Source organism: Caloranaerobacter ferrireducens, from assembly GCF_001730685.1.
GTDB classification, from domain to species: domain Bacteria; phylum Bacillota; class Clostridia; order Tissierellales; family Thermohalobacteraceae; genus Caloranaerobacter; species Caloranaerobacter ferrireducens.
The window spans coordinates 1-5,159 of record NZ_MDJR01000016.1 but is presented as its reverse complement, the minus strand read 5'-3'; the positions used below and the strand labels follow the sequence as shown (position 1 = coordinate 5,159).

7 protein-coding genes are annotated in these 5,159 nt (G+C 28.8%); all 7 read right to left on the bottom strand.

What is annotated here, in order from left to right; all coding sequences use genetic code 11:
- Positions 1-214: 214 nt before the first annotated feature.
- Positions 215-790, bottom strand: a complete 576-nt coding sequence (locus BFN48_RS11935; protein ID WP_069651109.1) for a uracil-DNA glycosylase — start codon at positions 788-790, stop codon at positions 215-217.
- A gap of 29 nt (positions 791-819) precedes the next feature.
- Entirely contained in the window at positions 820-1,380 is a 561-nt protein-coding gene (locus tag BFN48_RS11930; RefSeq protein WP_141706178.1) for a uracil-DNA glycosylase, read from the bottom strand.
- Positions 1,381-1,465: 85 nt separating this feature from the next.
- Positions 1,466-2,098, bottom strand: coding sequence for an SdpI family protein (locus BFN48_RS11925; protein ID WP_069651108.1), 633 nt, complete (start codon positions 2,096-2,098; stop codon positions 1,466-1,468).
- Positions 2,085-2,363, bottom strand: coding sequence for an autorepressor SdpR family transcription factor (locus BFN48_RS11920; protein WP_069651107.1), 279 nt, complete (start codon positions 2,361-2,363; stop codon positions 2,085-2,087). The genes BFN48_RS11925 and BFN48_RS11920 overlap by 14 nt, the downstream gene beginning before the upstream one ends.
- Positions 2,364-2,520: 157 nt before the next feature.
- Positions 2,521-3,318, bottom strand: coding sequence for an acyl-CoA dehydratase activase (locus BFN48_RS11915; protein ID WP_242863274.1), 798 nt, complete (start codon positions 3,316-3,318; stop codon positions 2,521-2,523).
- Positions 3,315-3,569: a putative Se/S carrier protein gene (locus BFN48_RS11910; RefSeq protein WP_069651106.1), complete on the bottom strand. Its 255-nt coding sequence runs from the start codon at positions 3,567-3,569 to the stop codon at positions 3,315-3,317. Before BFN48_RS11910 ends, BFN48_RS11915 begins: the two co-directional genes overlap by 4 nt.
- A 156-nt stretch (positions 3,570-3,725) precedes the next feature.
- On the bottom strand, positions 3,726-5,003 hold the full coding sequence (locus tag BFN48_RS11905) for a double-cubane-cluster-containing anaerobic reductase (protein ID WP_069651105.1): 1,278 nt from the start codon (positions 5,001-5,003) through the stop codon (positions 3,726-3,728).
- Between the last annotated feature and the right edge of the window lie 156 nt (positions 5,004-5,159).

Here is a 5,159-nt window from a genome sequence, read left to right as displayed (position 1 = left end):
TCTCCGCACTGTTCAGTTTTCAAAGACCAAAATCATTTTTCTCTGTCGACTTTTGTCGCCGACTCTTAATACTATAGCAGATTTGTTTTATCATGTCAAGAACTTTTTTGGTTTTATTTTTTATAATTCATAGGAAATTATATGCCTTACTCTTTCTTCAGCAGCAAAATATAATATAGCAAATTCTTTATCATTTTTCAATAGGTAATTTTTGCTATTTCGGTATTATATCTTTTAATTTTATTAAATCTTCTATATAAACTTTTTTTAACTCTCTACGATAAATAACTGCTGCTGGATGATAAAGTGGATATATCTTATATATATTCCCCTTAATATTAGCTTCTAACATTTTTCCATGTTCTTTACTTATCTGCAATTCACTATCAATCACTGCTTTAAGTGGCACATTTCCAAGAGGAATTATAATTTTAGGTTTAATTATATCAATTTCTTCAAACAAATATTCTTTAAAAGCATTTATTTCACTTTTATTAGGAGCACGATTTATTAATTTTCCTGTTTTTTTACTTATTCTTGTTGGTCTAAACTTTACTACATTAGTTATATATATATCTTCTCTTTTAAGTTTCAAAATACTTAGAAATTCTTTTAACTGCCCACCTGCCTGACCAACAAAAGGCTTTTTTTGCTTAACTTCATTTGCTCCAGGTGCTTCACCAATTAACATTACTAAACTATTTACACTTCCATCACCAAACACTAATTCTTTATCATTAAACTGCTGTCTTATTTTTTTATTTAAATCATCCAGTTTCTTCTGTTTCACTTTATTACTCCTTTCTTTCAATCTTGCAATCAAAAAATATTTAATTCTTTAGCTTTATTTCTAATGCTTTTAAAATCATCCCATGCTGCTTTCTTCTTACTTTCATCGCGTAATAAAGCTGCTGGGTGATATGTTGCTATCACAAAAAAATCACCTTTTCTTATCCATTTACCTCTATTTTTACTTATTGTAAAATTCTTATCTATAATATTTCTTGCAGAAACTGCTCCTAAACATACTATTATTTTAGGTTTTATAATTTTCACTTGCCATCTTAAATATTCTAAACAAACTTTACTTTCATCTTCCAATGGATTTCTATTATTCGGTGGTCTACACTTAACTATATTAGTAATATAAATTTCTCCTCTATTAATATTTATCGCATTTAACATTTTAGTTAATAATTTACCAGCAGCTCCTACAAAAGGTCTCCCACTTTTATCTTCATAAAATCCTGGTCCTTCACCCACAAACATTATATCTGCATTTTCATTTCCTTCTCCAAATACCAATTTAGTTCTGGTTTTATGCAATCTGCACTTTTTACAATGTAGACAAAATTTCTTAACTTCATTTAGAGTATACATAAATATCACTCCAAAATTATTTAATCATATATAATAAATTCTAACACAAAAGTACATAAATAGAAAAGGAAGGGCTCTCCCCTCCTTATTTAACAATCTTAGTATATTCGATATATGAGTAAATCACAATACTAAAAGTTACTAATATAAATGTACTCATTGGTATAATAAATCCTAGATTATTATTTATAAACGTTGATAAAAGAAAAACTATGCCTGCTGCTATAAAGCCATACCCTCCAACTCTATGTGTTTTCCTCCAAACTGTTTCATTTGCTAATGTCCAAGGAGTTCTTATACCAAAGAAATAATTATGCCTTATTTGACCCATATAATTACCAATTATAATAAATAACAATCCCATAAAAATCTTCATTAGTAATCCAACATTAATACTACTGCCTAATGCAACAAATATTGAAATCCAATGAATAATTACCAAAAACATTATTATCATAACTACCAAAATCTCATAAGCTTTTTTGTGTTTTAAATAAGATTTTCTTTTAGGATCTATTTTAGGTATTAACAACATTAAAACATATAAACCTATAGGCAATAAAGCAGTAAAGAAAACCATATTTTTATGACCGTACGCATCAATTTCACCTTTAATATTCCAATGTCTAGGAATCGAATCTGGTAAACTGCTGTATATAAAAATTGTAGCTATAAATGAAATTAAAAGTATCAATAAAATCCATTTATTTATCTTCATTATTATCTCTCCTTTCCATAAAATCAAATATCCACTTCATAATCTCTTGAAATGCTGTCGTATTTAAAGAATAATATATATTTTGACCAACTTTTTCACTTAAAACTAATCCTACATTTTTTAAAATATTCAAATGATGACTAATAGAAGGTTTACTTATGTTAAAAAAATCTGCAATTTCTCCAGCAGTTAAGTCCTTTTCTTTTAGTAACTCTAAAATTTTTCTTCTAGTAGGGTCAGCCAAAGCCTTAAATGTTTTATTCACTTTATCACCTCTTTCATCAAATTAGATATTTAGATAATTATCTAAATATCTAATTATATTGTATTACTTTTCTTTCATTTTGGCAACAACCTTCACTAAAATCTTTTCATTTTTATAAAGATATATAATTTCCTATGGATTATAAAAAAAGAGGGAATTAATCCCCTCTTAAATTTAACATTTCCCATCCAATTACAGCTGCTCCTAAAGCTCCTATGATTTGTGTATTGGGAGCAATATAAATTGATTTTTTTATTTTTTTCTCAATAGATTTGGTTAATATACGACTTCTTGCAACACCACCTGTAAATGCTACCTCATCAACTATTTTTATTTTATTTAACATAGAAACTGCTCTATTTGCTATTGATTCTATAATTCCAGCTGCAATTGATTCTTTAGAAGTACCTTTGGCAAGAAGGCTAATAATTTCAGATTCTGCAAATACGGTACACATACTTGATATTTTCTCTGGCTCTGCCTCTTCCGCTAATTTATCCAACTCATTTATCTCTGAACCAAGTAAATTAATCATAACCTGAAGAAATCTCCCTGTACCTGCTGCACATTTGTCATTCATAAAAAAGTCACAAACATTTCCATTTTCATCTAAGCTAATTATTTTACTGTCTTGACCGCCTATGTCAAGTATAGTTCTCACTCTATTATTTATAAAATATGCACCTTTAGCATGACATGTTATTTCAGTAACTGTCTTATCTGCAAAATCTATTGAAACTCTCCCATAACCTGTTGCAATAATTTTTTTTACTTCTTCTCTTTTTATATTCCCTTTTTCTATTAGTAATTTACAAACTTCTTCTGACGCTTTTCTAGGACTCCAACCCGTAGGTATAATAACTTCTTTAACTAATTCTCCTCTAAAAAGGACTCCCTTTGTTGCAACTGAACCTGCATCTATTCCTATTGAGTATCCCAACGAACTTCTTATCAAAACCAGCCTCTCCTTTTCCTTTCAATGGTATGAATACCGTTAACCTTTATTTCAGGATTAATATCTAGAATTTCCCTAACCTTTTCTTCATCATCAGGATTAATCATTATAGTTATACCACAGCTTTTACTTAATTCTCTAGGGGTTGGCACAATAGTATATTTAATCCTTTCAGATTTCAAAATCTTTTCTAAAGCTAATCCATCGGTATGAGACTGAAATAATATATAACAGCTTAATTGTCCTCCCATTTAATCACCCTATTCTTTAGGAACAAAATCTTCAATTAAAATAATTTTTAAAATAAATTAAGGTAGATTTTGCCTATATCCATTACGGAAATTATATTTAAAATTATCCACAATTTAATATGGAATATAATTTCCTATGGATTATAAATAATATCTCTATTTTGATGTCTTTATCATTTCGAAAAATGCCTCAAGTCTTGTTTTTATTTGTCCTATGTCCTGTAGACTATAATCACTTTCAACCATAATTATAGGAATTCCTTCCTTATCTAATGCATCTTTGATTTTCTTATATTCAATAGCATAAGTATGGCAGAATGGTAAACTGTAATATACAACTCCATCTGCTTTATATTCCTTATAAAGTCTTATTATATCTTCTATTCTTCCTTCATTAGGTGTAAAACAAGCACAATTAATACTTAAATACCTGTCTGCTATTGCTTCTATCTGCTTCTCTATATTTCCGGCTTCTTCAACTAAGTTTTCAAAATATCTGATTCCTGTACATGTTTCTTCACATACTACTGCTCCACCGCTTGTTTCTATTATGTGATGTAATTTCCAATTAGGAATAGCCATTGGAGTTCCTGTTACTAAAATCCTTGGTGTATCTTCTTCAAATACGCCTATTCCTTTTTCTATTCTATCTTCTAGTTCCTCACATAATTCTGAAGTCTTTTCAATAAATCTCTTAGGATCATCATAAAAAGCAATCTGAGTAATAAGTAATGCGTCTTTACCGCTTATTGGTAAGGTTTTGTTTTTTCTTGTATTGTATAATCTTTGTAAAACTCTTCTTTTTTCATTTATTAATTTTATCGCTTCTTTTAATTTTTCCTCAGTTATTTCATTTCCTGTCATCTTTTCAACTAAATCTTTAAATATTTTCAACTCAACACCCCAGTGAATCTTATCCTTTTCTCTTTTCATTTGAGGTAAATCCATAACATGAATAGGCGTATACTCTCCAAGAATCTCCCATGCTTTTTTCTTACCATCACATGTAGTTTCTCCTACTAATATATCTGCTGATTGAAAATAAGGACATGTACCACTTAGTTTTGCTCCAACTGAAGCTTTAATTAATGGACAAATATTTCTTGGAAGTACTTTTTCTCCATCTGGTATCCAAAAATCTGAACCACCACATAATCCTACTCCTATAGCACCTGCTGCTACAATTAACTCATCTGGTACAAATATGCAAAAACTTCCAAAAACTTTTCCGCCTTTTTTTCTATGCTCTGCTAATTCTTGAACCCTAAGTCCATGAATTTCAGAAACTACAAAGTTATAATAATTCATACCTTCTGGTCGATTTTCTTGTGATAAATAAATATCACCATAAAACTCTGGTAACACTGCACATAACTGATCATGCTTTTCTAAATCCATACCTAATGATTCCCATAATTCTCTGTAATCTGCCACTTTTATACCCCCTTTAAATTTACTTATTTTATTTTGATTATAATATATTATTTCTGTCTTTTTTATATATATAAAAAACCATTATAGATGAGTTCCTTGATATTAAAATTATCTATAATTATTAAAACAAAATCTTCGATTTAAACAAATCAAGGT

Bases quoted from the DNA above. Each gene is read 5' to 3' on its own strand.
- BFN48_RS11930 (WP_141706178.1), bottom strand. From the start codon at position 1,380: ATGTATACTCTAAATGAAGTTAAGAAATTTTGTCTACATTGTAAAAAG.
- BFN48_RS11925 (WP_069651108.1), bottom strand. From the start codon at position 2,098: ATGAAGATAAATAAATGGATTTTATTGATACTTTTAATTTCATTTATA.
- BFN48_RS11910 (WP_069651106.1), bottom strand. From the start codon at position 3,569: ATGGGAGGACAATTAAGCTGTTATATATTATTTCAGTCTCATACCGAT.